Genomic DNA, 22,052 nt, shown 5'->3' with positions numbered 1-22,052 from the left:
TACAACATGACTATTGGTGTAGTCGGTCGCAAGTGCGGTATGACCCGCATTTTCACCGAAGAAGGTGTCTCCATTCCGGTCACGGTCATCGAGATCGAGCCGAATCGTGTCACCCAGTTCAAAACTGAAGAAACCGATGGCTACCGCGCAGTGCAAGTCACTGTCGGCGAGCGTCGTGCTTCGCGCGTGACTGCCGCTCAGGCAGGTCACTTCGCCAAGGCTAACGTTGCCGCTGGTCGCGGTGTTTGGGAGTTCCGTCTTGAAGAAGGCGATTTCCAGGCTGGCGATCTGATCAAAGCTGAACTCTTCACTGCAGGCCAGCTGGTAGACGTAACCGGTCAGTCCAAAGGTAAAGGCTTCGCCGGTACCATCAAGCGTTGGAACTTCCGTGGTCAAGACAATACCCACGGTAACTCCGTATCGCACCGTGTCCCTGGCTCCATCGGCCAGTGCCAGACTCCTGGTCGTGTATTCAAGGGCAAGAAGATGTCCGGTCACATGGGCGCCGAGCGCGTGACTGTTCAGTCCCTGGAAGTAGTACGCGTAGACGCAGAACGCAACCTGCTGCTGATCAAGGGTGCCGTTCCAGGCGCTACTGGCGGCGACGTGGTTGTGCGTCCAGCTGTCAAGGCTCGCGGTTAAGGGGAAACTGACATGCAACTTAATGTAAATGACGCTCAGGCGATCGAAGTTTCCGAACTGACTTTCGGTGGCGAATTCAACGAGACGCTGGTACACCAAGCAGTCGTGGCCTACATGGCCGGCGGCCGTCAGGGCACCAAGCAGCAGAAGACCCGTTCCGACGTGGCTGGTGGCGGCAAGCGCCCGTGGCGTCAGAAAGGCACCGGCCGCGCTCGTGCCGGTACCACTCGCGGCCCGATCTGGCGCGGCGGTGGTGTCACCTTCGCAGCTCGTCCACAGGACCACTCGCAGAAGCTCAACAAGAAGATGTACCGCGCAGCTCTGCGCTCCATCCTCTCCGAGCTGGTACGTAGCGAGCGTCTGGTCGTAGTTCAGGACTTCGCTGTTGAAGCCCCGAAGACCAAAGACCTGCTGAACAAGCTGAACGGCATGGGTCTGAACGACGTACTGATCGTTTCCGACGCCGTTGATCAGAACCTGTACCTGGCTGCTCGTAACCTGCCGCACGTCGACGTACGTGACGTTCAGGGTTCCGATCCGGTCAGTCTGATCGCATACGAGAAAGTGTTGATCACTGTCTCGGCCGTGAAGAAATTCGAGGAGCTGCTGGGATGAACCAGGAACGCGTATTTAAAGTCCTCCTTGGCCCGCACGTTTCCGAGAAGGCTACCGTTCTGGCTGAGAAAAAAGGCCAGTTCGTATTCAAGGTTGCTACTGATGCAACCAAGCTGGAAATCAAGAAAGCTGTCGAAGGCCTGTTCAACGTAAAAGTTGAAAACGTGTCGACCGTTAACGTTCTGGGTAAAACCAAGCGTACCGCACGTGGTCTGGGCAAGCGTAATGACTGGAAGAAGGCGATCGTCTCCCTTCAGCCAGGCCAAGATCTCGATTTCAGCAGCAGTGCTGAGTAAGGAAGGGGTGCATCATGGCAATCGTTAAATGCAAACCGACTTCCCCTGGCCGCCGTTTCGTGGTCAAGGTGGTCAACAAGGAGCTGCACAAAGGCGCTCCTCACGCACCGCTGATCGAGAAGAAATCGAAGTCTGGTGGTCGTAACAACAATGGCCGCATTACCACTCGTCACGTTGGTGGTGGTCATAAGCAGCATTACCGTCTGGTTGACTTCCGTCGCAACGACAAAGATGGCATCCCTGCCACTGTCGAGCGTATTGAATACGACCCGAACCGTACTGCTCACATCGCCCTGCTGTGCTACGCAGACGGCGAGCGTCGCTACATCATCGCCCCTAAAGGCGTTGCTGCTGGCGACCAGCTGATCGCAGGCGCTCTGGCCCCAATCAAGGCCGGTAACTCCCTGCAACTGCGCAACATCCCAGTAGGTAGCACCATTCACGGCATCGAATTGAAGCCGGGCAAAGGTGCTCAGATCGCTCGTTCCGCTGGTGCTTCGGCTCAGCTGATCGCTCGCGAAGGCGCTTACGTGACCCTGCGTCTGCGCTCTGGTGAAATGCGTAAAGTACTGGCTGAGTGCCGTGCGACCCTGGGCGAAGTCTCGAACTCCGAGCACAGCCTGCGTTCGCTGGGTAAAGCTGGTGCCAAACGCTGGCGCGGCGTTCGCCCAACCGTTCGTGGTGTTGCCATGAACCCGGTTGACCACCCACATGGTGGTGGTGAAGGTCGTACCTCCGGTGGTCGTCATCCGGTATCGCCATGGGGCTTCCCGACCAAGGGTGCGAAGACCCGTGGTAATAAGCGTACCGACAATATGATCGTCCGTCGTCGCAAGTAACTAGAGGGATACGACAGTGCCACGTTCTCTGAAAAAAGGTCCTTTTATCGATCTTCACCTTCTGAAGAAGATCGAAGTGGCGGTGGAGAAGAACGATCGCAAGCCAGTTAAAACCTGGTCGCGCCGTTCGATGATCCTGCCACAAATGGTCGGTCTGACCATCGCGGTACACAACGGTCGTCAGCATGTTCCAGTTCTCGTGAACGAAGACATGGTCGGCCACAAACTGGGCGAGTTCGCCGGTACCCGCACCTATCGCGGGCACGTGGCTGACAAGAAAGCCAAGCGTTAAGGGGTAAGGAAATGGAAGTAGCCGCTAAGTTGTCGGGCGCTCGAATCTCCGCCCAGAAAGCCCGCTTGGTCGCCGACCAGATCCGCGGGAAGAAGGTGGGCGAAGCGCTCAACCTGTTGGCCTTCAGCAGCAAAAAAGCCGCTGAAATCATGAAGAAAGTCCTCGAGTCGGCCGTTGCCAACGCCGAACACAACGAAGGCGCAGACGTTGATGACCTGAAGGTCTCCACCGTCTTCGTCAACGAAGGGCGTTCGCTGAAGCGCATCATGCCGCGTGCCAAAGGCCGCGCTGATCGCATCGTCAAGCGGTCTTGCCATATCACTGTCAAGGTTGCGGACAAGTAACGGAGTCGATCAGATGGGTCAGAAAGTACATCCCACTGGCATTCGCCTGGGAATCGTCAAGGAGCACACCTCCGTCTGGTATGCAGACGGCGCTACTTACGCAGATTACCTGTTGAAGGATCTGAAAACGCGTGAGTACCTCCAGGACAAACTAAAAAGCGCGTCCGTAAGCCGTATCGATATTCATCGTCCGGCTCAAACTGCACGCATCACCATCCACACCGCTCGTCCCGGTATCGTTATCGGTAAGAAGGGTGAGGACGTTGAGAAGCTGCGTCAGGACCTGACCAAGCAGATGGGTGTGCCTGTGCACATCAACATCGAAGAGATCCGCAAGCCGGAACTCGACGCAATGCTGGTTGCCCAGAGCGTAGCTCAGCAGCTGGAGCGCCGCGTAATGTTCCGTCGCGCCATGAAGCGCGCCGTTCAGAACGCCATGCGTATTGGTGCCAAGGGCATCAAGATCCAGGTTAGCGGTCGTCTCGGCGGCGCCGAGATCGCTCGTACTGAGTGGTATCGCGAAGGTCGTGTGCCTCTGCACACCCTGCGTGCCGATATCGACTACAACACCTACGAAGCTCACACCACCTACGGTGTGATCGGTGTGAAGGTTTGGATCTTCAAAGGCGAAGTTATTGGTGGTCGCCAGGAAGAGCTGAAGCCTCAAGCACCAGCGCCTCGTAAAAAAGCTGCTAAGTAAGGGGTACGCCAAATGTTGCAACCAAAGCGTACAAAATTCCGTAAGCAGATGACCGGCCACAACCGTGGTCTGGCACTGCGCGGTAGCAAGGTCAGCTTCGGCGAATTCGCCCTGAAGGCTGTTGCTCGCGGTCGTCTCACCGCCCGTCAGATCGAGTCGGCACGTCGTGCCCTGACCCGTCACGTAAAGCGTGGCGGCAAGATCTGGATCCGTGTCTTCCCGGACAAGCCGGTTACCAAGAAGCCTCTCGAGGTTCGTATGGGTAAAGGTAAGGGTTCCGTGGAATACTGGGTTGCCCAGATTCAGCCAGGCAAAGTCCTGTACGAGATCGAGGGTGTTTCTGAAGAGCTGGCGCGCGAGGCCTTCGCCCTGGCTGCTGCAAAGCTGCCACTCGCCACCTCCTTTGTTAAGCGGACGGTGATGTGATGAAAGCGAATGAACTTCGTGAAAAATCGGCACAGCAGCTGAATGAGCAACTGCTCGGCTTGCTGCGCGACCAGTTCAATCTGCGTATGCAGAAGGCAACTGGCCAGTTGGGGCAGTCGCACCTGCTCTCGCAAGTTAAGCGTGACATCGCTCGCGTGAAAACTGTGCTCAACCAGCAGGCAGGTAAGTGATCATGGCTGAAGCTGAAAAAACCGTCCGTACGCTGACTGGCCGTGTCGTCAGCGACAAAATGGACAAGACCATCACCGTTCTGATCGAGCGTCGCGTCAAGCACCCGATCTACGGTAAATACGTTAAGCGTTCGACTAAGCTGCACGCGCACGACGAGACCAATCAGTGCAAGATCGGCGACAAGGTTTCCATCCGCGAAACTCGTCCGCTGGCCAAGACCAAGTCCTGGGCACTGGTTGAAGTCATCGAACGCGCTGTTGAAGTCTAAGGGCGAAGGGTCGGAGAAATTTTATGATTCAGACTCAATCCATGCTCGATGTGGCCGATAACAGCGGCGCTCGTCGCGTCATGTGCATCAAGGTGCTCGGCGGTTCCCACCGCCGTTACGCCGGTATCGGTGACATCATCAAAGTTACCGTCAAGGAAGCAATTCCGCGCGGTAAGGTCAAAAAAGGCCAGGTGATGACTGCCGTTGTCGTTCGTACCCGTCATGGTGTACGTCGCGCTGACGGTTCCATCATTCGTTTCGACGGCAACGCTGCTGTTCTGCTGAACACCAAGCAAGAGCCGATCGGCACTCGCATCTTCGGGCCAGTGACCCGTGAACTTCGTACCGAGAAGTTCATGAAGATCGTCTCGCTCGCCCCTGAAGTGCTCTAAGGAGATCCGACATGCAAAAGATTCGTCGTGACGACGAGATCATCGTGATCGCCGGCAAGGACAAAGGTAAGCGCGGTAAGGTGCTGAAGGTTCTCGCTGACAACCGTCTGGTTGTTGGTGGTGTCAACCTGGTCAAGCGTCATACCAAGCCTAACCCGATGGCGGGCGTCCAGGGCGGTATCGTCGAAAAAGAAGCGCCTCTGCACGCTTCCAACGTTGCCATTTTCAATGGTGAAACCAACAAGGCTGACCGCGTTGGCTTCAAGGTTGAAGACGGCAAGAAAATTCGTGTCTTCAAGTCGACCCAGAAAGCGGTTGATGCTTGAACACTGCTAGGTAGAAGACAATGGCACGACTGAAAGAGATTTACCGGAACGAAATCGCTCCCAAGCTTAAGGAAGAACTTAAGCTGGCGAACGTGATGGAAGTTCCTCGCGTAACCAAGATCACCCTGAACATGGGTCTGGGCGAAGCGGTCGGTGACAAGAAAGTCATCGAAAACGCCGTTGCCGACCTGGAAAAGATCACCGGCCAAAAAGCCGTTGTGACTTTCGCTCGCAAGTCGATTGCGGGTTTCAAGGTTCGTGAAGGTTGGCCGATTGGCGTCAAGGTAACCCTGCGCCGTGATCGTATGTACGAATTCCTGGACCGCCTGCTGGCGATCTCCCTGCCTCGGGTTCGCGACTTCCGCGGCCTGAATGCCAAGTCCTTCGATGGCCGTGGCAACTACAGCATGGGTGTGAAAGAGCAGATCATCTTCCCGGAAATCGACTACGACAAGATCGATGCTCTGCGCGGTCTGGACATCACCCTGACCACCACTGCTCGTACGGATGACGAAGGTCGCGCCCTGCTGCGTGCTTTCAAATTCCCGTTCCGCAACTGATTGGAGTAGGAAAATGGCCAAGAAGAGCATGAAGAACCGCGAGCTGAAGCGTCAGCTCACGGTAGCTAAGTACGCTAAGAAGCGTGCTGAGCTGAAAGCGACCATCGTCAACCTGAACGCCTCTCCTGAAGAGCGTTTCGCTGCCGTAGTCGCTCTGCAGAAGCAGCCACGTGACGCCAGCGCCTCGCGCCTGCGTAACCGTTGCCGCCTGACCGGTCGTCCTCACGGTGTATACCGTAAGTTCGGCCTGGGCCGTAACATGCTGCGTCAAGCTGCAATGCGTGGTGATGTTCCAGGTCTGGTCAAGGCCTCCTGGTAATCGCTGCAGGTGTAGAGCCGGCGGAAGGGGAGTGATCTTCCGACCGTCGGTAAGCTCGCCAACAAACAAGCCCCTTCATGGGGCTTGTTTCGTTTCTGCCTTGTGTCTAGAATGACCGGCTCACCTGAGCCTGGGTTTTTTACCCTGCCCGCTCGGGTGGTTGTGATAGCCGCAAGGCTAATAATTCTTGTATCAGGAGCATCTAGCCCATGAGTATGCAGGACCCGTTAGCGGACATGCTAACTCGCATCCGTAATGCCCAGATGGCTGAAAAGTCCGTCGTAAGCATGCCTTCCTCCACCCTGAAGGTCGCGGTTGCCAAAGTTCTGAAGGACGAAGGTTACATCGCTGGCTACCAGGTAACTGGTGAGGCCAAGCCTTCCCTGTCGATCGAACTGAAGTACTTCGAAGGCCGTCCGGTCATCGAGGAACTGAAGCGCTCCAGCCGTCCAGGCCTGCGCCAGTACAAGTCCGTCGCAGAGCTGCCGAAAGTACGTGGCGGCCTGGGCGTGTCTATCGTCTCCACCAACAAAGGTGTGATGACTGATCGCGCTGCGCGCGCTGCCGGTGTCGGCGGCGAAGTTCTGTGCACAGTGTTCTAAGGGGAGATAGGCATGTCTCGCGTCGCTAAGAACCCCGTTAAGCTGCCAGCTGGCGTCGAAGTCAAATTCGCCGGCCAACAGCTTTCGGTTAAGGGTGCCAAAGGCACTCTCGAACTGAACGTTCACTCGTCTGTTGAAGTTACCGAAGAGTCTGGTGAGCTGCGTTTCGCCGCTCGCAACGGTGACCAGCAAGCCCGCGCCATGGCCGGTACCACCCGTGCTCTGGTCAACAACATGGTTCAGGGCGTAAGCCAAGGCTTCGAGCGCAAGCTCCAGCTGATCGGTGTTGGTTACAAAGCACAGGCCAAAGGCACCGTCCTGAACCTGGCTCTGGGCTTCTCGCACCCAGTGGACTACGAACTGCCAGCCGGCATCACCGCTGAAACTCCCAGCCAGACCGACATCCTGATCAAGGGTATCGACAAGCAGCTGGTTGGTCAGGTGGCCGCTGAAATCCGCGACTTCCGTCCGCCAGAGCCTTACAAAGGCAAGGGTGTGCGTTACGCGGACGAAGTAGTCCGTCGTAAAGAAGCCAAGAAGAAGTAGGGCCTAGCAAATGACCGACAAAAAAGTTACTCGACTGCGTCGCGCTCGCAAAGCACGCCTGAAAATGCACGAGCTCGAAGCCGTGCGTCTCTGCGTGTTCCGCTCCTCGCAGCACATCTACGCCCAGGTCATTTCGGCCGACGGCAGCAAGGTTCTGGCAAGCGCCTCTACCTTGGACAAAGAACTGCGTGATGGCGCCACCGGCAACATCGACGCGGCCACTAAGGTTGGCAAGCTGGTAGCTGAGCGCGCGAAAGCCGCCGGCGTTTCTCAAGTTGCTTTCGACCGTTCTGGCTTCAAGTACCACGGCCGCGTCAAGGCGCTGGCTGATGCTGCTCGTGAAGGCGGGCTGGAGTTCTAAGTTATGGCAAATAACGACCAAAAGCGCGACGAAGGCTACATCGAGAAGCTGGTTCAAGTTAACCGCGTTGCAAAAACCGTCAAAGGCGGCCGTATCTTCACCTTCACCGCGCTGACCGTGGTAGGTGATGGCAAGGGCCGTGTCGGCTTCGGCCGTGGCAAGTCGCGCGAAGTACCAGCCGCGATTCAGAAAGCCATGGAAGCTGCCCGTCGCAACATGATTCAGGTAGATCTGAAGGGCACCACCCTGCAGTACGCCACCAAGGCTGCCCACGGCGCCTCGAAGGTATACATGCAGCCTGCCTCGGAAGGTACCGGTATCATCGCCGGCGGCGCAATGCGTGCTGTCCTGGAAGTTGCTGGTGTCCAGAACGTTCTGGCCAAGTGCTACGGTTCGACCAACCCAGTGAACGTGGTTTACGCCACCTTCAAGGGTCTGAAAGCCATGCAATCTCCTGAGTCCATTGCTGCCAAGCGCGGCAAGAGCGTTGAGGAGATCATCTGATCATGGCAACCGTAAAAGTAACGCTGATCAAAAGCACCGCCGGCCGTCTGCCTAACCACAAACTGTGCGTTAAGGGTCTGGGTCTGCGTCGCATCGGTCACACTGTAGAAGTCCAGGATACTCCCGAGAACCGCGGGATGATCAACAAGGCTTACTACATGCTGCGCGTCGAGGGTTAATCGATGAAACTCAATGATCTGAGTCCAGCGCCGGGTTCCCGTCGCGAGAAGCATCGTCCGGGTCGTGGTATCGGTAGCGGTTTGGGCAAGACCGGTGGCCGCGGCCACAAAGGTCAGACCTCCCGTTCCGGTGGTTCGATCGCTCCGGGCTTCGAAGGCGGTCAACAGCCGCTGCACCGTCGTCTGCCGAAGTTCGGCTTCGTTTCCCTGAAAGCCATGGACCGCGCTGAAGTGCGTCTGTCCGAGCTGGCTAAAGTGGAAGGCGACGTGATCTCCGTGCAATCCCTGAAGGATGCCAACGTGATCGGTCAGAACGTACAGCGTGTGAAAATCATGCTGTCGGGCGAAGTCACTCGCGCAGTCACCATCAAGGGTATCGCAGCCACCAAGGGTGCGCGTGCGGCTATCGAAGCAGCTGGCGGCAAGTTCGAGGAATAAATGGCTAAGCAAGGTGCTCTCTCTTCGCTCGGTAAGGGCGGGATGTCGGAACTCTGGGCTCGTCTGCGCTTTCTGTTCATGGCGATCATCGTCTATCGGATCGGCGCGCATATCCCGGTGCCTGGCATCAATCCGGACCGTCTGGCGGATCTGTTTCGGCAGAATGAGGGGACCATTCTTAGCTTGTTCAACATGTTTTCCGGTGGTGCGCTGGAGCGCATGAGCATTTTTGCACTGGGGATCATGCCGTACATCTCGGCATCGATCATCATGCAGCTCATGACCGCTGTCAGCCCACAACTGGAGCAGTTGAAGAAGGAAGGTGAAGCTGGCCGTCGCAAGATCAGCCAGTACACCCGCTACGGCACCGTTATCCTGGCACTGGTTCAAGCCATTGGCATGTCCATTGGCCTGGCCAACCAGGGCGTGGCGTTTTCTGTTGGTCTGAGCTTCTATGTTGTCGCTGTAGCCACTTTCGTGGCCGGTGCGATGTTCATGATGTGGCTGGGCGAGCAGATCACCGAGCGCGGTGTGGGCAACGGTATCTCGATGTTGATCTTCGCAGGTATCGTTGCCGGTCTTCCGAGAGCAATCGGGCAGTCTTTCGAGTCTGCGCGTACAGGCGATATCAACATCTTCGCCCTGGTCGCTATCGGTTTGCTTGCAGTAGCGATTATCGGCTTTGTGGTGTTCATTGAGCGTGGTCAGCGTCGTATCGCCGTTCACTACGCCAAGCGTCAGCAGGGCCGTAAGGTCTTTGCTGCGCAGACCAGCCACTTGCCGCTCAAGGTAAACATGGCGGGGGTTATCCCGGCTATTTTTGCCAGCAGCATTTTGCTGTTCCCGGCTTCGCTGGGTGCCTGGTTCGGTCAGTCCGAGGGTATGGGCTGGCTGCAGGACATCTCGCAGTCGATCGCTCCTGGTCAGCCGTTGAACATTCTGCTGTTTAGTGCGGGGATCATTTTCTTCTGCTTCTTCTACACAGCGTTGATGTTCAACCCGAAAGACGTAGCGGAAAACCTGAAGAAGTCCGGTGCCTTTATTCCGGGTATCCGTCCTGGTGAGCAGTCTGCGCGCTATATCGATGGCGTTCTGACTCGTCTGACTATGTTCGGTGCTCTTTACATGATGGCCGTCTGCCTTCTGCCCCAGTTCCTGGTGGTGGCAGCAAACGTGCCGTTCTACCTTGGCGGGACCTCGTTGCTGATTGTGGTAGTGGTTGTGATGGACTTCATGTCCCAAGTACAATCGCACCTCGTTTCGCACCAGTACGAATCCCTGATGAAGAAAGCCAACCTGAAAGGCTACGGTGGCAGCGGTCTGCTGCGCTGATAGTCCCCTAAGGTTCGAGGAGTCGGTAATGAAAGTTCGTGCATCGGTGAAAAAGCTGTGCCGCAACTGCAAGATCATTCGTCGCGAAGGTATCGTGCGCGTGATCTGCAGCGCGGAACCGCGTCACAAGCAGCGCCAAGGCTGAGTGTGATCCGCGCTTCAAACCCAGCAGCTAGTGTGCTGCTGGGTTGATTATTCGTTTCTACAGCGATATTATCTCGCGCCCTATTTCTTGGCTTCCGGGGCGTAGGTAGCTGTCAATTGGAGTCCCACTGAATGGCCCGTATTGCAGGCGTCAACATTCCAGATAACAAGCACACTGTTATCTCGCTGACCTACATCTATGGTGTCGGTCGCACAACTGCACAGAAGATCTGTGCAGACGCTGGTGTAAATCCAGCCGCTAAGATCAAGGATCTGAGCGACGAGCAAATCGAAACCCTGCGTGGCGAAGTCGCGAAGTTCACCACCGAAGGTGACCTGCGCCGTGACATCAACATGAAGATCAAACGCTTGATGGACCTGGGTTGCTACCGCGGCCTGCGTCATCGTAAAGGTCTGCCGGTTCGCGGTCAGCGCACCAAGACCAACGCACGCACCCGTAAGGGCCCGCGTAAGCCGATCCGCAAGTAATCGCCCAGGAATATAGACATGGCAAAACCTGCTGCTCGTCCTCGTAAGAAAGTCAAAAAGACAGTGGTTGATGGCATCGCCCACATCCATGCGTCTTTCAACAACACCATCGTGACCATCACCGACCGTCAGGGCAACGCGTTGTCCTGGGCTACTTCCGGTGGTTCGGGTTTCCGTGGTTCGCGCAAATCCACCCCGTTCGCAGCTCAGATCGCTGCTGAGCGTGCTGGTCAAGCTGCGCTGGAATATGGCCTGAAGAACCTCGACGTCAACGTCAAGGGTCCAGGTCCAGGTCGCGAGTCCGCCGTTCGTGCACTGAACAGCTGCGGCTACAAGATCGCCAGCATCACCGACGTGACGCCAATCCCGCACAACGGGTGCCGTCCGCCGAAGAAGCGTCGCGTGTAATCAGGAGACAGATAAATGGCACGTTACATTGGTCCAAAATGCAAACTGTCTCGTCGTGAAGGCACCGACCTGTTCCTGAAGAGCGGCGTTCGCGCTCTGGAATCGAAGTGCAACATCGAAGCAGCCCCAGGTATCCACGGCCAGCGCCGTGGCCGTCAGTCCGACTACGGTACCCAGCTGCGCGAGAAGCAAAAAGTTCGTCGTATCTACGGTGTACTGGAGCGTCAGTTCCGCGGTTACTACCAGGCTGCAGCCTCGAAAAAAGGCGCTACCGGTGAAAACCTGCTGCAACTGCTCGAGTGCCGTCTGGATAACGTTGTCTACCGTATGGGCTTCGGTGCCACTCGTTCGGAATCGCGTCAGCTGGTTTCGCACAAGGCAATCAGCGTCAACGGCAAGACCGTAAACATTCCATCCTACCAAGTTCGTCCGGGTGACGTGGTCGCGGTTCGCGAGAAGTCGCAGAACCAGCTGCGCATTGTTCAAGCCCTTGAACTGTGCGCCCAGCGTGGCCGCGTTGAGTGGGTTGATGTGGATGCTGCCAAGAAGTCGGGCGTTTTCAAGAACGTTCCTGCTCGCAGCGACCTGTCCGCCGACATCAACGAAAACCTGATTGTCGAGCTCTACTCCAAGTAAGGGCTAGAAAATAGGTGCATCCATGCAGATTTCGGTAAATGAGTTCCTGACACCCCGCCACATTGATGTGCAGGTTGTCAGTCCGACCCGCGCCAAGATCACGCTCGAGCCTCTCGAGCGTGGTTTCGGCCATACCCTGGGCAACGCGCTGCGCCGCATCCTGTTGTCCTCCATGCCTGGCTGTGCAGTAGTCGAGGCCGAGATCGATGGCGTACTCCATGAGTACTCCGCGATCGAAGGTGTACAGGAAGACGTCATTGAAATCCTGTTGAACCTCAAAGGCCTGGCTATCAAACTGCACGGTCGTGACGAAGTTACGCTGACCTTGTCGAAAAAGGGTTCGGGGGTGGTTACCGCTGCCGATATTCAGCTGGATCACGATGTCGAGATCGTCAATCCCGATCACGTAATCGCGAACCTGGCGTCCAACGGCGCCCTGAACATGAAGCTCACCGTAGCTCGTGGTCGTGGTTACGAGCCGGCCGACTCCCGTCAAACCGACGAAGACGAAAGCCGCAGCATCGGCCGTCTGCAGTTGGACGCTTCGTTCAGCCCGGTGCGTCGTATCGCCTATGTGGTCGAGAACGCCCGTGTTGAACAGCGTACCAACCTGGACAAGCTGGTCATCGATCTGGAAACCAACGGCACCCTGGACCCTGAAGAGGCTATCCGCCGCGCCGCGACCATCCTGCAACAGCAGTTGGCCGCGTTCGTCGACCTCAAAGGTGACAGCGAGCCTGTTGTAGTCGAGCAGGAAGACGAGATCGATCCGATCCTGCTGCGTCCGGTTGACGATCTGGAACTGACCGTACGTTCGGCCAACTGCCTCAAGGCGGAGAACATCTACTACATCGGCGACCTGATTCAGCGTACCGAAGTAGAGCTGTTGAAGACTCCTAACCTGGGCAAGAAGTCCCTGACTGAAATCAAGGACGTCCTGGCCTCTCGTGGTCTGTCTCTCGGCATGCGCCTCGACAACTGGCCGCCTGCAAGTCTTAAGAAAGACGACAAGGCGACCGCCTGATCGTCGTAATCACCGAACGTAGTGTTTGGTAAGGAATGAATCATGCGTCATCGTAAAAGTGGACGTCACCTGAGCCGTACCAGCTCTCACCGCAAGGCTATGTTCCAGAACATGGCAGTGTCGCTGATCGAGCACGAGCTGATCAAAACCACCCTGCCGAAAGCCAAGGAACTGCGCCGCGTTGCCGAGCCGCTGATCACCCTGGCCAAGGAAGACAGCGTAGCCAACCGTCGTCTGGCGTTCGACCGTACCCGTTCGAAAGCTGCCGTTGGCAAGCTGTTCAACGACCTGGGCAAGCGTTACGCCACCCGTCAGGGCGGCTACCTGCGCATCCTGAAGTGCGGTTTCCGCGCTGGCGACAACGCGCCTATGGCGTACGTCGAGCTGGTTGATCGTCCGGTCGGTGGTGCTGTAGAAGCCGCCGAGTAAGACGTCAGTCTGCTACAAGAAACCGGGCCTAGTGCCCGGTTTTTTGTGTCTGCAAGAATTATGAATTTCTATTGATGTGAGTCAGGCAATGAATTAGTTCTTGTAACCCGGGTCGCCGATACTTGTCAGCACGCCGATCAGCGGCAGCCAAAGACTGATAGGAGAACCCATGAGCAAGATTCTCACCACCGCCAGCGGTGCGCCGGTAGCAGACAACCAGAACTCTCGTTCGGCCGGCCCACGCGGCCCGCTGTTGCTTGACGACTTCCACCTGATCGAGAAGCTCGCCCACTTCAACCGGGAGAACATCCCGGAGCGCCGTGTACACGCCAAAGGCTCTGGCGCCTACGGCACCTTCACCGTCACCCGCGACATTACCCAGTACACCAGCGCCAAGCTGTTCGAGCGTATTGGCAAGGAAACCGAGACCTTCTTGCGCTTCTCTACCGTAGGCGGTGAACGTGGTTCTGCAGATACCGAGCGAGACCCGCGTGGCTTTGCGGTGAAGTTCTATACCGAGGAGGGCAACTGGGACATCGTCGGTAACAACACGCCAGTATTCTTCATTCGCGACCCGCTCAAGTTCCCGGACTTCATCCATACCCAGAAGCGTCACCCACAGTCCAATCTGAAGAATGCCCAGATGATGTGGGACTTCTGGTCCCATTCGCCGGAAGCGCTGCACCAGGTCACCATCCTGTTCTCTGATCGGGGCATTCCGGATGGCTACCGGCACATGCATGGCTTTGGTAGCCACACCTATAGCCTGATCAATGCCAAGGGCGAGCGTACTTGGGTCAAATGGCACTTCAAAACCCAGCAGGGCATCAAGAACCTAGCGCCTGCCGAAGCCGCCCGGCTAGCTGGCAGCGACCCGGACTACGCCCAGCGTGACCTGTTCGAGGCCATCGAGCGGGGTGACTACCCGCGCTGGAGCGTGTGCATCCAGGTGATGAGTGAGGCAGAAGCGGCGGGCCGCGAGGAGAACCCCTTTGACGTGACCAAGACCTGGGCGCAGAAGGACTACCCGCTGATCGAGGTCGGCATCTTGGAACTCAACCGCAACCCGCTCAACTACTTCGCTGAAGTCGAGCAGGCTGCCTTTGGGCCAAGCAACATGGTGCCTGGTGTTGGGCTCTCGCCAGATCGAATGCTGCAAGGTCGCGTGTTCGCCTATGCCGACGCCCACCGCTACCGTGTTGGTACCAATCACCAGCAGTTGCCGGTCAACGCGCCGCGTTGCCCCGTACACAGCTATCAGCGCGATGGTGCGATGGCCTCGGGTAGCTATGGCAGTGCGCCGAACTACGAGCCCAACAGCTACAGCGATGCGCCCAAACAGTCGCCGCGTCACGCTGAGCCGGCACTGGCCCTGCAAGGCGCCGCCGATCGCTATGACCACCGCGAAGATAACGACTACTACAGTCACGCCGGTGCGCTGTTCCGCTTGATGAATGAAGAACAAAAAGCGCTGCTGATCAGCAACATCGCTGGAGCGATGGCAGGTGTCAGCGCTGATGTGGTGCAGCGTCAGTTGCAGTACTTCTTCAAGGCGGATCCTGCCTATGGCGAGGGCGTCGCTAAGGCCTTGGGCGTGGATCTCGCTTAAGTCGAAGTGATAAGTAGAACCGCCCTCATTTGGGCGGTTTTTCAATGAATATCACTACTGTTTAACCGATTTTTTGCTTCTAATTGCGCGTTTGTCCGTGACCGCGAGCAAATCCTGGTTCACACTATGAGCCATAAGCCGTTTTCACAGGGAGAAGCAGGGCGATGCAAGGTCACCCGGACGTAATCAACTACCTCGTCACGTTGCTGAAGGGCGAACTGGCAGCACGCGATCAGTACTTCATTCATTCGCGTATGTATGAAGACTGGGGCCTGTCCAAGCTCTACGAACGTATCAACCACGAGATGGAAGAGGAGACGCAGCACGCCGATGCCCTGATGCGTCGCATCCTCATGCTCGAAGGCACTCCGGACATGCGCGCCGATGATCTGGAAGTCGGCAGCACCGTGCCGGAGATGATCGAGGCCGACCTGAAGCTCGAGTACAAGGTGCGCGCCGCACTGTGCAAAGGCATCGAGTTGTGCGAGCTGCACAAGGACTACATCAGCCGCGACATTCTGCGTGCGCAGTTGGCCGACACCGAAGAAGATCACACCTACTGGCTGGAGAAGCAGCAAGGTCTGATCAAGGCGATCGGCCTGGAGAACTATCTGCAGTCGCAGATGTAATTGCTCCACACCTTTCGCGGAGGTGGCGCCAAACAAAAAGCCCCTGGCATCTGCATGCCAGGGGCTTTTTCATTACGCTCGGTCACGTTCCAGCAGTGGCTTGAGGTAATGACCGGTATAGGACTGTTTCATCTCGGCCAACTCCTCAGGCGTACCACAGGCGATGATCTGGCCTCCTTTCGAACCGCCCTCCGGGCCAAGGTCCACAAGCCAGTCGGCGGTCTTGATCACGTCGAGGTTGTGCTCGATCACCACCACGGTGTTGCCGTGGTCGCGCAGGCGATGCAGCACATCGAGCAGTTGCTGAATGTCGGCGAAATGCAGGCCCGTGGTCGGCTCGTCGAGGATATAGAGCGTCTTGCCGGTGTCGCGCTTGGACAGCTCGCGGGATAGCTTGACCCGCTGCGCTTCGCCGCCCGATAGGGTTGTGGCCGATTGTCCCAGCTTGATGTAGGAAAGCCCCACGTCCATCAGCGTTTGCAGCTTACGCGCCAGGGCCGGGACTGGATCGAAGAATTCCCGGGCATCCTCGATGGTCATTTCCAGGATCTCGTGGATGTTCTTGCCCTTGTATTTGATCTCCAGGGTCTCGCGGTTATAGCGCTTGCTCTTGCACACGTCACACGGCACGTAGATATCCGGCAGGAAGTGCATCTCCACCTTGATCAGGCCATCGCCCTGGCAAGCTTCGCAGCGACCGCCCTTGACGTTGAACGAGAAGCGCCCCGGGCCATAGCCGCGAGCACGGGATTCCGGGACGCCAGCGAACAGCTCGCGGATCGGTGTGAAGATGCCGGTATAGGTTGCGGGGTTGGAGCGTGGCGTGCGGCCGATCGGGCTCTGGTCGATATCGACCACCTTGTCCAAGTGCTGCAGGCCGTCGAGGCTTGTGTGCGCGGCGGCCTCTAGGCTGCTGGCGCCATTGAGGGCGGTAGCGGCCAGGGGGAACAGGGTGTTGTTGATCAGTGTCGATTTGCCCGAACCGGAAACCCCGGTGACGCAGGTCAGCAAGCCGATAGGTACCTCAAGGTCGACGCTCTGCAGGTTGTTCCCGCGGGCGCCTTTGAGCTTGAGTGCCAGTTTCTTGTTGCGCGGTGTGCGCTTGGTCGGCACGGCGATCTTCTTGCGCCCGGACAGGTACTTGCCCGTGAGCGACTCGGGGTGGGCCATGACCTCCTCAGGCGAGCCCTCGGCGACGATCTGCCCACCATGCACGCCGGCGCCAGGGCCGATGTCCACCACATAGTCGGCCAGACGGATCGCGTCCTCGTCGTGCTCCACCACGATCACGGTGTTGCCCAGATCCCGCAGGTGATTGAGCGTGGCCAGCAAGCGGTCGTTGTCGCGCTGGTGCAGGCCGATGGAGGGCTCGTCGAGAATGTACATCACCCCCACCAGGCCGGCTCCGATCTGGCTGGCCAGGCGGATGCGCTGGGCCTCGCCGCCGGAGAGCGTATCGGCGCTGCGGTCCAGGGTCAGGTAGTCGAGGCCGACATTGACCAGGAACTGCAGGCGCTCACAGATCTCCTTGAGGATCTTGGCCGCGATTTCGCCGCGCCGGCCAGTCAAGGTGAGGTCGCTGAAATAGTCGCTGGCTTCGCCGATCGGCAGGTTGGTGACGGCCGGCAAGGTCTTCTCGCCCACCCACACGTGGCGCGCCTCGCGGCGCAGGCGGGTGCCGCGGCAGTCGGGGCAGGGTTGGGTGCCCAGGTACTTGGCGAGTTCCTCGCGCACGGTGGCCGATTCGGTCTCGCGGTAGCGGCGCTCCAGGTTGGGCACGATGCCCTCGAACGGGTGCGAGCGTTTGACGATGTCGCCACGGTCATTGAGGTACTTGAAGTCGACGCTTTGCTTGCCGCTGCCGTGCAGGATGACCTTCTGGTGCTCGGCCGACAGCTCACCGAATGGCAGCTCAAGACTGAAGCCATAATGCGCCGCGAGCGACCCGAGCATCTGGAAGTAATAGACGTTGCGCCGGTCCCAGCCACGGATGGCCCCCTCGGCCAGGGTCAGCTCATTGTTGACCAGGCGCTTGGTATCGAAGAACTGCTTGACCCCCAGGCCGTCGCAGGTAGGGCAGGCGCCGGCTGGGTTGTTGAAGGAGAACAGTTTCGGTTCGAGCTCGCTGATGGCATGTCCGCACACCGGGCAGGCGAAGCGCGCCGAGAAGATCATCTCCTCGCCGGTCTCGTCGTCCATCGGTGCGACCAAGGCGATGCCATCGGCCAGCTTCAGTGCCGTCTCGAACGATTCCGCCAGGCGCTGCTGCAAGTCTTCACGCACCTTGAAGCGGTCCACCACCACATCGATGCTGTGCTTTTTCTGTTTATCCAGCTTGGGCAGCTCGTCCAGTTCGTAGAGCTTGCCATTGACCCGGGCGCGTACGAAGCCCTGGGCCCGCAGTTCGTCGAACACCGCCAGGTGCTCGCCCTTGCGTTCACGCACCACCGGCGCCAGCAGCATCAGCTTGCTGCCTTCGGGGCGCTCGAGGACCAGGTCGACCATCTGGCTGATCGTTTGCGCTTCCAGCGGAATGTCATGGTCCGGGCAGCGTGGCGTGCCGACGCGGGCATAGAGTAGGCGCAGGTAGTCGTAGATCTCGGTGATGGTGCCGACCGTGGAACGCGGGTTGTGTGAGGTCGACTTTTGCTCGATGGAGATGGCTGGCGACAGGCCTTCGATGGTATCGACGTCAGGTTTTTCCATCATCGACAGGAACTGTCGGGCATAGGCCGACAGGGATTCCACATAGCGCCGCTGGCCCTCGGCATAGAGGGTATCGAACGCCAGGGACGACTTGCCGGAGCCGGACAAGCCGGTGATCACGATCAGCTTGTCCCGGGGCAGGGTCAGGTCGATGTTCTTCAGGTTGTGGGTGCGTGCCCCACGAATCAGGATCTTGTCCACTGCGGCCTCGCTCGGCGGGCATAAACAAGGGAGTATAAGGCGCGCTGCCAGTACGCGGCAAAGCGTCGCGTAGATGCCGTTACGCTGTCGGACTGATAGAATCGCCGCCGGTTCACACGAGGTTATTCCATGCACGACACGCACAACGAGCGCATGAGTGGCAGCGAAACCCGCGCCGCTGGCGGCCTGGCCCTGGTCTTTGCCTTTCGTATGCTGGGCATGTTCATGGTCCTGCCGGTGCTGGCGACCTACGGCATGGACCTGGCCGGCGCTACGCCGGCACTGATTGGCCTGGCTATTGGCGCCTATGGCTTGACTCAGGCTGTTCTGCAGATTCCGTTCGGGATGATTTCCGACCGCATCGGTCGCCGTCCGGTTATTTATCTCGGGCTGGTAGTGTTCGCCCTCGGCAGCTTGTTGGCGGCTCAGGCGGACTCAATCTGGGGTGTGATCGCAGGCCGCATCCTGCAAGGCGCCGGGGCGATTTCGGCTGCCGTCATGGCGCTGCTGTCTGATTTGACCCGTGAACAGCATCGTACCAAGGCCATGGCCATGATCGGCATGAGCATCGGGCTGTCGTTCGCGGTGGCCATGGTCGTCGGTCCACTGCTGACCCGTGCCTTCGGCCTGTCAGGATTGTTCCTTGCCACGGCAGGACTCGCCCTCGTGGGGATCGCGCTCATCGCCTTCGTAGTGCCCAGCGCCCACAGTGCGTTGCAGCACCGCGAATCGGGCGTCGCCCGCAAGGCCCTTGGCCCGACCCTGCGTCATCCGGACCTTTTGCGCCTGGACGTGGGCATCTTCATCCTCCACGCGATCCTCATGGCCAGCTTCGTCGCGCTGCCCTTGGCTTTCGTCGAGCGCGGCGGCCTGCCGAAAGAACAGCACTGGTGGGTGTACCTGACCGCCTTGCTCATTTCATTTTTTGCAATGATCCCGTTCATCATCTACGGCGAGAAGAAGCGCAAGATGAAACGGGTGTTGCTCGGCGCGGTGAGTGTGCTGCTGGTGGTCGAGGTGTTCTTCTGGCAATGGGCTGACAACTTGCGCGGACTGGTGATCGGCACCGTGGTATTCTTTACCGCATTCAACCTGCTGGAGGCATCGCTGCCTTCGTTGGTGAGCAAAGTGTCGCCCGCTGGCGGCAAAGGGACGGCTATGGGGGTATATTCCACCAGTCAGTTCCTGGGTGCCGCTCTTGGAGGAATCATCGGTGGCTGGTTGTTCCAGCACGGTGGCCTGGGCATGGTGTTCCTCGGATGCGCAGGGTTGTGCGCCATCTGGCTGGGCACTGCATTGAGCATGAACGAGCCGCCCTATGTGACCAGCCTGCGCATGCCGCTATCGCCCGAAGGCGTCCGGGAAGCCGGGCTGACCGAGCGCCTGTTGGCCGTGCCGGGTGTGACCGACGCCGTAGTGGTAGCAGAAGAAGCCGCCATCTATATCAAACTGGATACGAAAATTTTGGACCGTGCGACCCTCGAGCGTCTGGTGAACCCAGCCTCTTCGGCGTGCGAAGCCTAGGAGAACGTTATGGCCCGTGGGGTTAACAAAGTCATTCTGGTCGGTACTTGCGGTCAGGATCCCGAAGTCCGCTACCTGCCCAACGGTAACGCCGTGACCAACCTGAGCCTGGCTACCAGCGAGCAGTGGACCGACAAACAGTCCGGCCAGAAGGTCGAGCGCACCGAGTGGCACCGTGTTGCCATGTTCGGCAAGCTCGCCGAGATCGCGGGCGAATACCTGCGCAAAGGTTCCCAGGTGTACATCGAGGGCAAGCTGCAGACCCGCGAGTGGGAAAAAGACGGCATCAAGCGCTACACCACCGAGATCATCGTCGACATGCAGGGCACCATGCAGCTGCTGGGCGGTCGTCCGCAAAACCAGCAACAGGGTGGCGATCCGTACAACCAAGGTGGTGGCAACTACAACCAAAGTGGCGGCCAGCAGCAGTACAACCAGGCGCCACGCCAGCAGGCTCCGCGTCCACAGCAGGCGCCACAGCGCCCTGCACCGCAGCAGCCAGCTCCGCAACCGGCCGCTGACTTCGACAGCTTCGACGACGATATTCCGTTCTGACGGATCGCTGTTCGACAGCACGCGCAAAAAGCCGCAGCCAGGCAACTGGTTGCGGCTTTTTCATGCTCGCTCGAAAACCCGGTCAATAGAACAACCGGGGCTCCGGCGAGGCCAGCAAGCTGGCCAGTTTGGTCAGGGCAAAGGCAAGTTCGTCCCGGTTCGGCGCCATCAGTGCGATACGCACGCCATTGGGCGCGTCGCTGCGCTGAGGCAGGAACTGGCTGCCGCTGACCACGATCACGCCATTGCTGCGCGCCAGGTTGGCGAATTCATCGCCGGTCCAGGGGGCGGGCAATTCGAGCCAGATATGGAAGCTATGAGGTTGGCTGCGGATCGGGTACTGGCCGAGGATGTCCTTGGCCATCTGTTGGCGCGCGGCGGCTTCGTCCTGCTGGATACTTACCAACTCGTCCGCCATGCCGCTGTTGATCAAGTTGCTGGCGAGCTGGGCCATCAAGGGTGAGGGCATCCAGACGCTGCTGCGCACCATCGAGGACAGGCGCGACAGCATGTGCGGCGGTGCATACAGATAGCCGATACGCAGCGCCGGCAACACACTCTTGGACAGGCTGGTCAGGTAAATGGAACGCTCCGGCGCATAGGCGGCCAGGGGCTTGTAGCGGGGGGACGGCTCAAGGAAACCGTAGATGTCGTCATCGATGATGACCAGGTCGAACTCGCGAGCAATGGCGGCGATGGCCTCACGCCGGGCGTGGGGCATGATCGAGTTGGTCGGGTTCTGGTGCGTGGTCACGCAGACCAAGAGGGTAGGGCGATGCTCTAGGCAGGCGGCGCGCAGAGCCTCGGGAATCAGGCCGTGCTCGTCCACGGCCACCCCCTGAAGGCGTCGGCCCAAACTGTGGGCCAGGGAAATGATGCCGGGGTAGCAGAAGGATTCGCAGAGAATCACATCATCGGCTTTCGACAGGCTGTTGAAGGCCACCAGCAGGCCGTGCTGGGCGCCAGAGGTCAAGACCACCTGCTGCCAGCTGGCGTCCGGCAGCCAGCGTCTGATCCAGGTCGCGCCAGCTTCCTTGTGGATGGCATGACCGCCATCGGTGACGTAATCGAGCGCCTTTATCAGGTCGGTGGAGTCGGCCAGGTCGTGGAGCGAGCCGCGCAACCACTGCGCCATGTGGGCGTCGTTGGGCTTGATGATCGACAGATCGATCTGGCCATTTTCATTGCTCAGACCCGCGCTGCGAGGGGGCGGGACAACAGCGGCTTTTGGGGCGCGCACAAAGGTGCCGCGTCCTACCTCTCCGACCACCAGGCCACGTTTGGCCGCCTCGTCATAGGCCCGGCCAATGGTGCCTGGCGTCACGCTCAAGCGCTCGGCCAGATCCTTCAGCGTCGGCAGCCGATCGCCGGCTACCAACTTCCCGCTGGCAATGTCCTGTTCAAGGGCATCGGCGATCATCAGGTAAACCGGTTGCGTCAGGGCGCTGTAATGAGGAACCCACATGAAATGACACCAATGTCGGGACGAGCGCGCAAGCCTAACATGAAAGCAATAGGGGTGTAA

33 protein-coding genes are annotated in these 22,052 nt (G+C 58.6%); 31 read left to right on the top strand and 2 right to left on the bottom strand.

All coding sequences use genetic code 11. The annotated features are described in order from the left end of the window. Positions 1–6: 6 nt before the first annotated feature. The 29 genes from rplC (at position 7) to bfr (ending at position 15,541) form a co-directional block, all read left to right on the top strand. Entirely contained in the window at positions 7–642 is a 636-nt protein-coding gene (rplC, locus tag IEC33019_RS24375; protein ID WP_054893562.1) for a 50S ribosomal protein L3, read from the top strand. Between the two features lie 12 nt (positions 643–654). Continuing rightward, positions 655–1,257 carry a 50S ribosomal protein L4 gene (gene rplD, locus IEC33019_RS24370; protein WP_043210315.1) on the top strand — a complete coding sequence of 201 codons (603 nt, stop codon included), beginning with the start codon at positions 655–657 and terminating at the stop codon, positions 1,255–1,257. Then, positions 1,254–1,553 carry a 50S ribosomal protein L23 gene (gene rplW, locus IEC33019_RS24365; RefSeq protein WP_003255484.1) on the top strand — a complete coding sequence of 100 codons (300 nt, stop codon included), beginning with the start codon at positions 1,254–1,256 and terminating at the stop codon, positions 1,551–1,553. The genes rplD and rplW overlap by 4 nt, the downstream gene beginning before the upstream one ends. Positions 1,554–1,567: 14 nt before the next feature. Further along, positions 1,568–2,392 (top strand): 50S ribosomal protein L2, encoded by an 825-nt coding sequence (gene rplB / locus IEC33019_RS24360; protein ID WP_070093899.1) that lies wholly within the window; start codon positions 1,568–1,570, stop codon positions 2,390–2,392. 16 nt (positions 2,393–2,408) lie between these two features. After that, positions 2,409–2,684 (top strand): 30S ribosomal protein S19, encoded by a 276-nt coding sequence (gene rpsS / locus IEC33019_RS24355; protein WP_010486981.1) that lies wholly within the window; start codon positions 2,409–2,411, stop codon positions 2,682–2,684. A gap of 11 nt (positions 2,685–2,695) precedes the next feature. Further along, positions 2,696–3,028: a 50S ribosomal protein L22 gene (rplV, locus tag IEC33019_RS24350; RefSeq protein WP_003103908.1), complete on the top strand. Its 333-nt coding sequence runs from the start codon at positions 2,696–2,698 to the stop codon at positions 3,026–3,028. Positions 3,029–3,041: 13 nt separating this feature from the next. Next, the gene (rpsC, locus tag IEC33019_RS24345) at positions 3,042–3,728 is read left to right on the top strand and encodes a 30S ribosomal protein S3 (protein ID WP_003255481.1); all 687 of its coding nucleotides are present in this window, start codon (positions 3,042–3,044) and stop codon (positions 3,726–3,728) included. Between the two features lie 12 nt (positions 3,729–3,740). After that, the gene (gene rplP / locus IEC33019_RS24340; protein ID WP_009397508.1) at positions 3,741–4,154 is read left to right on the top strand and encodes a 50S ribosomal protein L16; all 414 of its coding nucleotides are present in this window, start codon (positions 3,741–3,743) and stop codon (positions 4,152–4,154) included. Beyond that, complete coding sequence (gene rpmC / locus IEC33019_RS24335; protein ID WP_002555481.1) at positions 4,154–4,345, top strand: 50S ribosomal protein L29; 192 nt, start codon at positions 4,154–4,156, stop codon at positions 4,343–4,345. Before rplP ends, rpmC begins: the two co-directional genes overlap by 1 nt. Positions 4,346–4,347: 2 nt before the next feature. Beyond that, on the top strand, positions 4,348–4,614 hold the full coding sequence (gene rpsQ, locus IEC33019_RS24330; protein ID WP_043210310.1) for a 30S ribosomal protein S17: 267 nt from the start codon (positions 4,348–4,350) through the stop codon (positions 4,612–4,614). Between the two features lie 23 nt (positions 4,615–4,637). Then, positions 4,638–5,006, top strand: coding sequence for a 50S ribosomal protein L14 (gene rplN / locus IEC33019_RS24325; protein WP_008089810.1), 369 nt, complete (start codon positions 4,638–4,640; stop codon positions 5,004–5,006). An 11-nt stretch (positions 5,007–5,017) separates the two neighbouring features. Then, positions 5,018–5,332 carry a 50S ribosomal protein L24 gene (gene rplX, locus IEC33019_RS24320; RefSeq protein WP_013970637.1) on the top strand — a complete coding sequence of 105 codons (315 nt, stop codon included), beginning with the start codon at positions 5,018–5,020 and terminating at the stop codon, positions 5,330–5,332. 20 nt (positions 5,333–5,352) lie between these two features. Beyond that, positions 5,353–5,892, top strand: a complete 540-nt coding sequence (rplE, locus tag IEC33019_RS24315) for a 50S ribosomal protein L5 (RefSeq protein ID WP_043210306.1) — start codon at positions 5,353–5,355, stop codon at positions 5,890–5,892. A 13-nt stretch (positions 5,893–5,905) separates the two neighbouring features. Beyond that, on the top strand, positions 5,906–6,211 hold the full coding sequence (gene rpsN, locus IEC33019_RS24310; RefSeq protein WP_013970638.1) for a 30S ribosomal protein S14: 306 nt from the start codon (positions 5,906–5,908) through the stop codon (positions 6,209–6,211). Positions 6,212–6,420: 209 nt separating this feature from the next. Further along, positions 6,421–6,813 carry a 30S ribosomal protein S8 gene (rpsH, locus tag IEC33019_RS24305; RefSeq protein ID WP_009681971.1) on the top strand — a complete coding sequence of 131 codons (393 nt, stop codon included), beginning with the start codon at positions 6,421–6,423 and terminating at the stop codon, positions 6,811–6,813. Positions 6,814–6,825: 12 nt separating this feature from the next. Beyond that, positions 6,826–7,359: a 50S ribosomal protein L6 gene (gene rplF, locus IEC33019_RS24300; RefSeq protein WP_070093900.1), complete on the top strand. Its 534-nt coding sequence runs from the start codon at positions 6,826–6,828 to the stop codon at positions 7,357–7,359. 10 nt (positions 7,360–7,369) lie between these two features. After that, positions 7,370–7,720, top strand: a complete 351-nt coding sequence (gene rplR, locus IEC33019_RS24295; protein ID WP_011531893.1) for a 50S ribosomal protein L18 — start codon at positions 7,370–7,372, stop codon at positions 7,718–7,720. A gap of 3 nt (positions 7,721–7,723) precedes the next feature. Beyond that, positions 7,724–8,224 (top strand): 30S ribosomal protein S5, encoded by a 501-nt coding sequence (rpsE, locus tag IEC33019_RS24290; RefSeq protein ID WP_023382626.1) that lies wholly within the window; start codon positions 7,724–7,726, stop codon positions 8,222–8,224. 2 nt (positions 8,225–8,226) lie between these two features. Then, positions 8,227–8,403 (top strand): 50S ribosomal protein L30, encoded by a 177-nt coding sequence (gene rpmD / locus IEC33019_RS24285; protein ID WP_009397493.1) that lies wholly within the window; start codon positions 8,227–8,229, stop codon positions 8,401–8,403. Between the two features lie 3 nt (positions 8,404–8,406). Continuing rightward, a complete protein-coding gene (rplO, locus tag IEC33019_RS24280) occupies positions 8,407–8,841 on the top strand; it encodes a 50S ribosomal protein L15 (RefSeq protein ID WP_003257107.1) in 435 nt (144 codons plus the stop codon). Beyond that, positions 8,842–10,173 carry a preprotein translocase subunit SecY gene (gene secY, locus IEC33019_RS24275; RefSeq protein WP_070093901.1) on the top strand — a complete coding sequence of 444 codons (1,332 nt, stop codon included), beginning with the start codon at positions 8,842–8,844 and terminating at the stop codon, positions 10,171–10,173. Positions 10,174–10,201: 28 nt separating this feature from the next. Next, a complete protein-coding gene (gene rpmJ / locus IEC33019_RS24270) occupies positions 10,202–10,318 on the top strand; it encodes a 50S ribosomal protein L36 (protein WP_011531897.1) in 117 nt (38 codons plus the stop codon). A gap of 131 nt (positions 10,319–10,449) precedes the next feature. Further along, complete coding sequence (rpsM, locus tag IEC33019_RS24265; protein WP_003255457.1) at positions 10,450–10,806, top strand: 30S ribosomal protein S13; 357 nt, start codon at positions 10,450–10,452, stop codon at positions 10,804–10,806. 18 nt (positions 10,807–10,824) lie between these two features. Next, the gene (rpsK, locus tag IEC33019_RS24260) at positions 10,825–11,214 is read left to right on the top strand and encodes a 30S ribosomal protein S11 (protein ID WP_003255454.1); all 390 of its coding nucleotides are present in this window, start codon (positions 10,825–10,827) and stop codon (positions 11,212–11,214) included. Positions 11,215–11,229: 15 nt separating this feature from the next. Further along, positions 11,230–11,850 carry a 30S ribosomal protein S4 gene (gene rpsD, locus IEC33019_RS24255; protein ID WP_070093902.1) on the top strand — a complete coding sequence of 207 codons (621 nt, stop codon included), beginning with the start codon at positions 11,230–11,232 and terminating at the stop codon, positions 11,848–11,850. Positions 11,851–11,872: 22 nt separating this feature from the next. Then, entirely contained in the window at positions 11,873–12,874 is a 1,002-nt protein-coding gene (locus IEC33019_RS24250) for a DNA-directed RNA polymerase subunit alpha (protein WP_003255452.1), read from the top strand. 42 nt (positions 12,875–12,916) lie between these two features. After that, positions 12,917–13,303 carry a 50S ribosomal protein L17 gene (gene rplQ, locus IEC33019_RS24245; protein WP_043210290.1) on the top strand — a complete coding sequence of 129 codons (387 nt, stop codon included), beginning with the start codon at positions 12,917–12,919 and terminating at the stop codon, positions 13,301–13,303. Between the two features lie 169 nt (positions 13,304–13,472). Beyond that, the gene (locus IEC33019_RS24240) at positions 13,473–14,912 is read left to right on the top strand and encodes a catalase (RefSeq protein WP_070093903.1); all 1,440 of its coding nucleotides are present in this window, start codon (positions 13,473–13,475) and stop codon (positions 14,910–14,912) included. A gap of 164 nt (positions 14,913–15,076) precedes the next feature. After that, positions 15,077–15,541 (top strand): bacterioferritin, encoded by a 465-nt coding sequence (gene bfr / locus IEC33019_RS24235; protein WP_012316512.1) that lies wholly within the window; start codon positions 15,077–15,079, stop codon positions 15,539–15,541. A 72-nt stretch (positions 15,542–15,613) separates the two neighbouring features. Here the strand turns inward: bfr and uvrA are convergent, their stop codons facing one another. Further along, positions 15,614–18,448, bottom strand: a complete 2,835-nt coding sequence (uvrA, locus tag IEC33019_RS24230; RefSeq protein WP_070093904.1) for an excinuclease ABC subunit UvrA — start codon at positions 18,446–18,448, stop codon at positions 15,614–15,616. Between the two features lie 129 nt (positions 18,449–18,577). Here uvrA and IEC33019_RS24225 point away from each other — a divergent pair, with 129 nt between their 5' ends. Together IEC33019_RS24225 and IEC33019_RS24220 are read left to right on the top strand one after the other, a co-directional pair. Then, the gene (locus IEC33019_RS24225) at positions 18,578–19,972 is read left to right on the top strand and encodes an MFS transporter (RefSeq protein WP_070093905.1); all 1,395 of its coding nucleotides are present in this window, start codon (positions 18,578–18,580) and stop codon (positions 19,970–19,972) included. Positions 19,973–19,981: 9 nt separating this feature from the next. Continuing rightward, entirely contained in the window at positions 19,982–20,527 is a 546-nt protein-coding gene (locus IEC33019_RS24220; protein ID WP_070093906.1) for a single-stranded DNA-binding protein, read from the top strand. Between the two features lie 82 nt (positions 20,528–20,609). Here IEC33019_RS24220 and IEC33019_RS24215 read toward each other — a convergent pair whose 3' ends face one another. After that, positions 20,610–21,992, bottom strand: coding sequence for a PLP-dependent aminotransferase family protein (locus tag IEC33019_RS24215; protein WP_070093907.1), 1,383 nt, complete (start codon positions 21,990–21,992; stop codon positions 20,610–20,612). Positions 21,993–22,052: the final 60 nt, after the last annotated feature.

The sequence above is a fragment of the Pseudomonas putida genome (assembly GCF_002741075.1).
Classification (GTDB): domain Bacteria; phylum Pseudomonadota; class Gammaproteobacteria; order Pseudomonadales; family Pseudomonadaceae; genus Aquipseudomonas; species Aquipseudomonas putida_T.
This window is presented reverse-complemented; position numbering and strand designations above follow the sequence as displayed.

What these genes read in the sequence shown, in the direction of transcription:
- rplC (WP_054893562.1), top strand. Translation starts at nt 7, where the DNA reads ATGACTATTGGTGTAGTCGGTCGCAAGTGCGGTATGACCCGCATTTTC.
- rplD (WP_043210315.1), top strand. Translation starts at nt 655, where the DNA reads ATGCAACTTAATGTAAATGACGCTCAGGCGATCGAAGTTTCCGAACTG.
- rplW (WP_003255484.1), top strand. Translation starts at nt 1,254, where the DNA reads ATGAACCAGGAACGCGTATTTAAAGTCCTCCTTGGCCCGCACGTTTCC.
- rplB (WP_070093899.1), top strand. Translation starts at nt 1,568, where the DNA reads ATGGCAATCGTTAAATGCAAACCGACTTCCCCTGGCCGCCGTTTCGTG.
- rplV (WP_003103908.1), top strand. Translation starts at nt 2,696, where the DNA reads ATGGAAGTAGCCGCTAAGTTGTCGGGCGCTCGAATCTCCGCCCAGAAA.
- rpsC (WP_003255481.1), top strand. Translation starts at nt 3,042, where the DNA reads ATGGGTCAGAAAGTACATCCCACTGGCATTCGCCTGGGAATCGTCAAG.
- rplP (WP_009397508.1), top strand. Translation starts at nt 3,741, where the DNA reads ATGTTGCAACCAAAGCGTACAAAATTCCGTAAGCAGATGACCGGCCAC.
- rpmC (WP_002555481.1), top strand. Translation starts at nt 4,154, where the DNA reads ATGAAAGCGAATGAACTTCGTGAAAAATCGGCACAGCAGCTGAATGAG.
- rpsQ (WP_043210310.1), top strand. Translation starts at nt 4,348, where the DNA reads ATGGCTGAAGCTGAAAAAACCGTCCGTACGCTGACTGGCCGTGTCGTC.
- rplN (WP_008089810.1), top strand. Translation starts at nt 4,638, where the DNA reads ATGATTCAGACTCAATCCATGCTCGATGTGGCCGATAACAGCGGCGCT.
- rplX (WP_013970637.1), top strand. Translation starts at nt 5,018, where the DNA reads ATGCAAAAGATTCGTCGTGACGACGAGATCATCGTGATCGCCGGCAAG.
- rplE (WP_043210306.1), top strand. Translation starts at nt 5,353, where the DNA reads ATGGCACGACTGAAAGAGATTTACCGGAACGAAATCGCTCCCAAGCTT.
- rpsN (WP_013970638.1), top strand. Translation starts at nt 5,906, where the DNA reads ATGGCCAAGAAGAGCATGAAGAACCGCGAGCTGAAGCGTCAGCTCACG.
- rpsH (WP_009681971.1), top strand. Translation starts at nt 6,421, where the DNA reads ATGAGTATGCAGGACCCGTTAGCGGACATGCTAACTCGCATCCGTAAT.
- rplF (WP_070093900.1), top strand. Translation starts at nt 6,826, where the DNA reads ATGTCTCGCGTCGCTAAGAACCCCGTTAAGCTGCCAGCTGGCGTCGAA.
- rplR (WP_011531893.1), top strand. Translation starts at nt 7,370, where the DNA reads ATGACCGACAAAAAAGTTACTCGACTGCGTCGCGCTCGCAAAGCACGC.
- rpsE (WP_023382626.1), top strand. Translation starts at nt 7,724, where the DNA reads ATGGCAAATAACGACCAAAAGCGCGACGAAGGCTACATCGAGAAGCTG.
- rpmD (WP_009397493.1), top strand. Translation starts at nt 8,227, where the DNA reads ATGGCAACCGTAAAAGTAACGCTGATCAAAAGCACCGCCGGCCGTCTG.
- rplO (WP_003257107.1), top strand. Translation starts at nt 8,407, where the DNA reads ATGAAACTCAATGATCTGAGTCCAGCGCCGGGTTCCCGTCGCGAGAAG.
- secY (WP_070093901.1), top strand. Translation starts at nt 8,842, where the DNA reads ATGGCTAAGCAAGGTGCTCTCTCTTCGCTCGGTAAGGGCGGGATGTCG.
- rpmJ (WP_011531897.1), top strand. Translation starts at nt 10,202, where the DNA reads ATGAAAGTTCGTGCATCGGTGAAAAAGCTGTGCCGCAACTGCAAGATC.
- rpsM (WP_003255457.1), top strand. Translation starts at nt 10,450, where the DNA reads ATGGCCCGTATTGCAGGCGTCAACATTCCAGATAACAAGCACACTGTT.
- rpsK (WP_003255454.1), top strand. Translation starts at nt 10,825, where the DNA reads ATGGCAAAACCTGCTGCTCGTCCTCGTAAGAAAGTCAAAAAGACAGTG.
- rpsD (WP_070093902.1), top strand. Translation starts at nt 11,230, where the DNA reads ATGGCACGTTACATTGGTCCAAAATGCAAACTGTCTCGTCGTGAAGGC.
- IEC33019_RS24250 (WP_003255452.1), top strand. Translation starts at nt 11,873, where the DNA reads ATGCAGATTTCGGTAAATGAGTTCCTGACACCCCGCCACATTGATGTG.
- rplQ (WP_043210290.1), top strand. Translation starts at nt 12,917, where the DNA reads ATGCGTCATCGTAAAAGTGGACGTCACCTGAGCCGTACCAGCTCTCAC.
- IEC33019_RS24240 (WP_070093903.1), top strand. Translation starts at nt 13,473, where the DNA reads ATGAGCAAGATTCTCACCACCGCCAGCGGTGCGCCGGTAGCAGACAAC.
- bfr (WP_012316512.1), top strand. Translation starts at nt 15,077, where the DNA reads ATGCAAGGTCACCCGGACGTAATCAACTACCTCGTCACGTTGCTGAAG.
- IEC33019_RS24225 (WP_070093905.1), top strand. Translation starts at nt 18,578, where the DNA reads ATGCACGACACGCACAACGAGCGCATGAGTGGCAGCGAAACCCGCGCC.
- IEC33019_RS24220 (WP_070093906.1), top strand. Translation starts at nt 19,982, where the DNA reads ATGGCCCGTGGGGTTAACAAAGTCATTCTGGTCGGTACTTGCGGTCAG.
- IEC33019_RS24215 (WP_070093907.1), bottom strand. Translation starts at nt 21,992, where the DNA reads ATGTGGGTTCCTCATTACAGCGCCCTGACGCAACCGGTTTACCTGATG.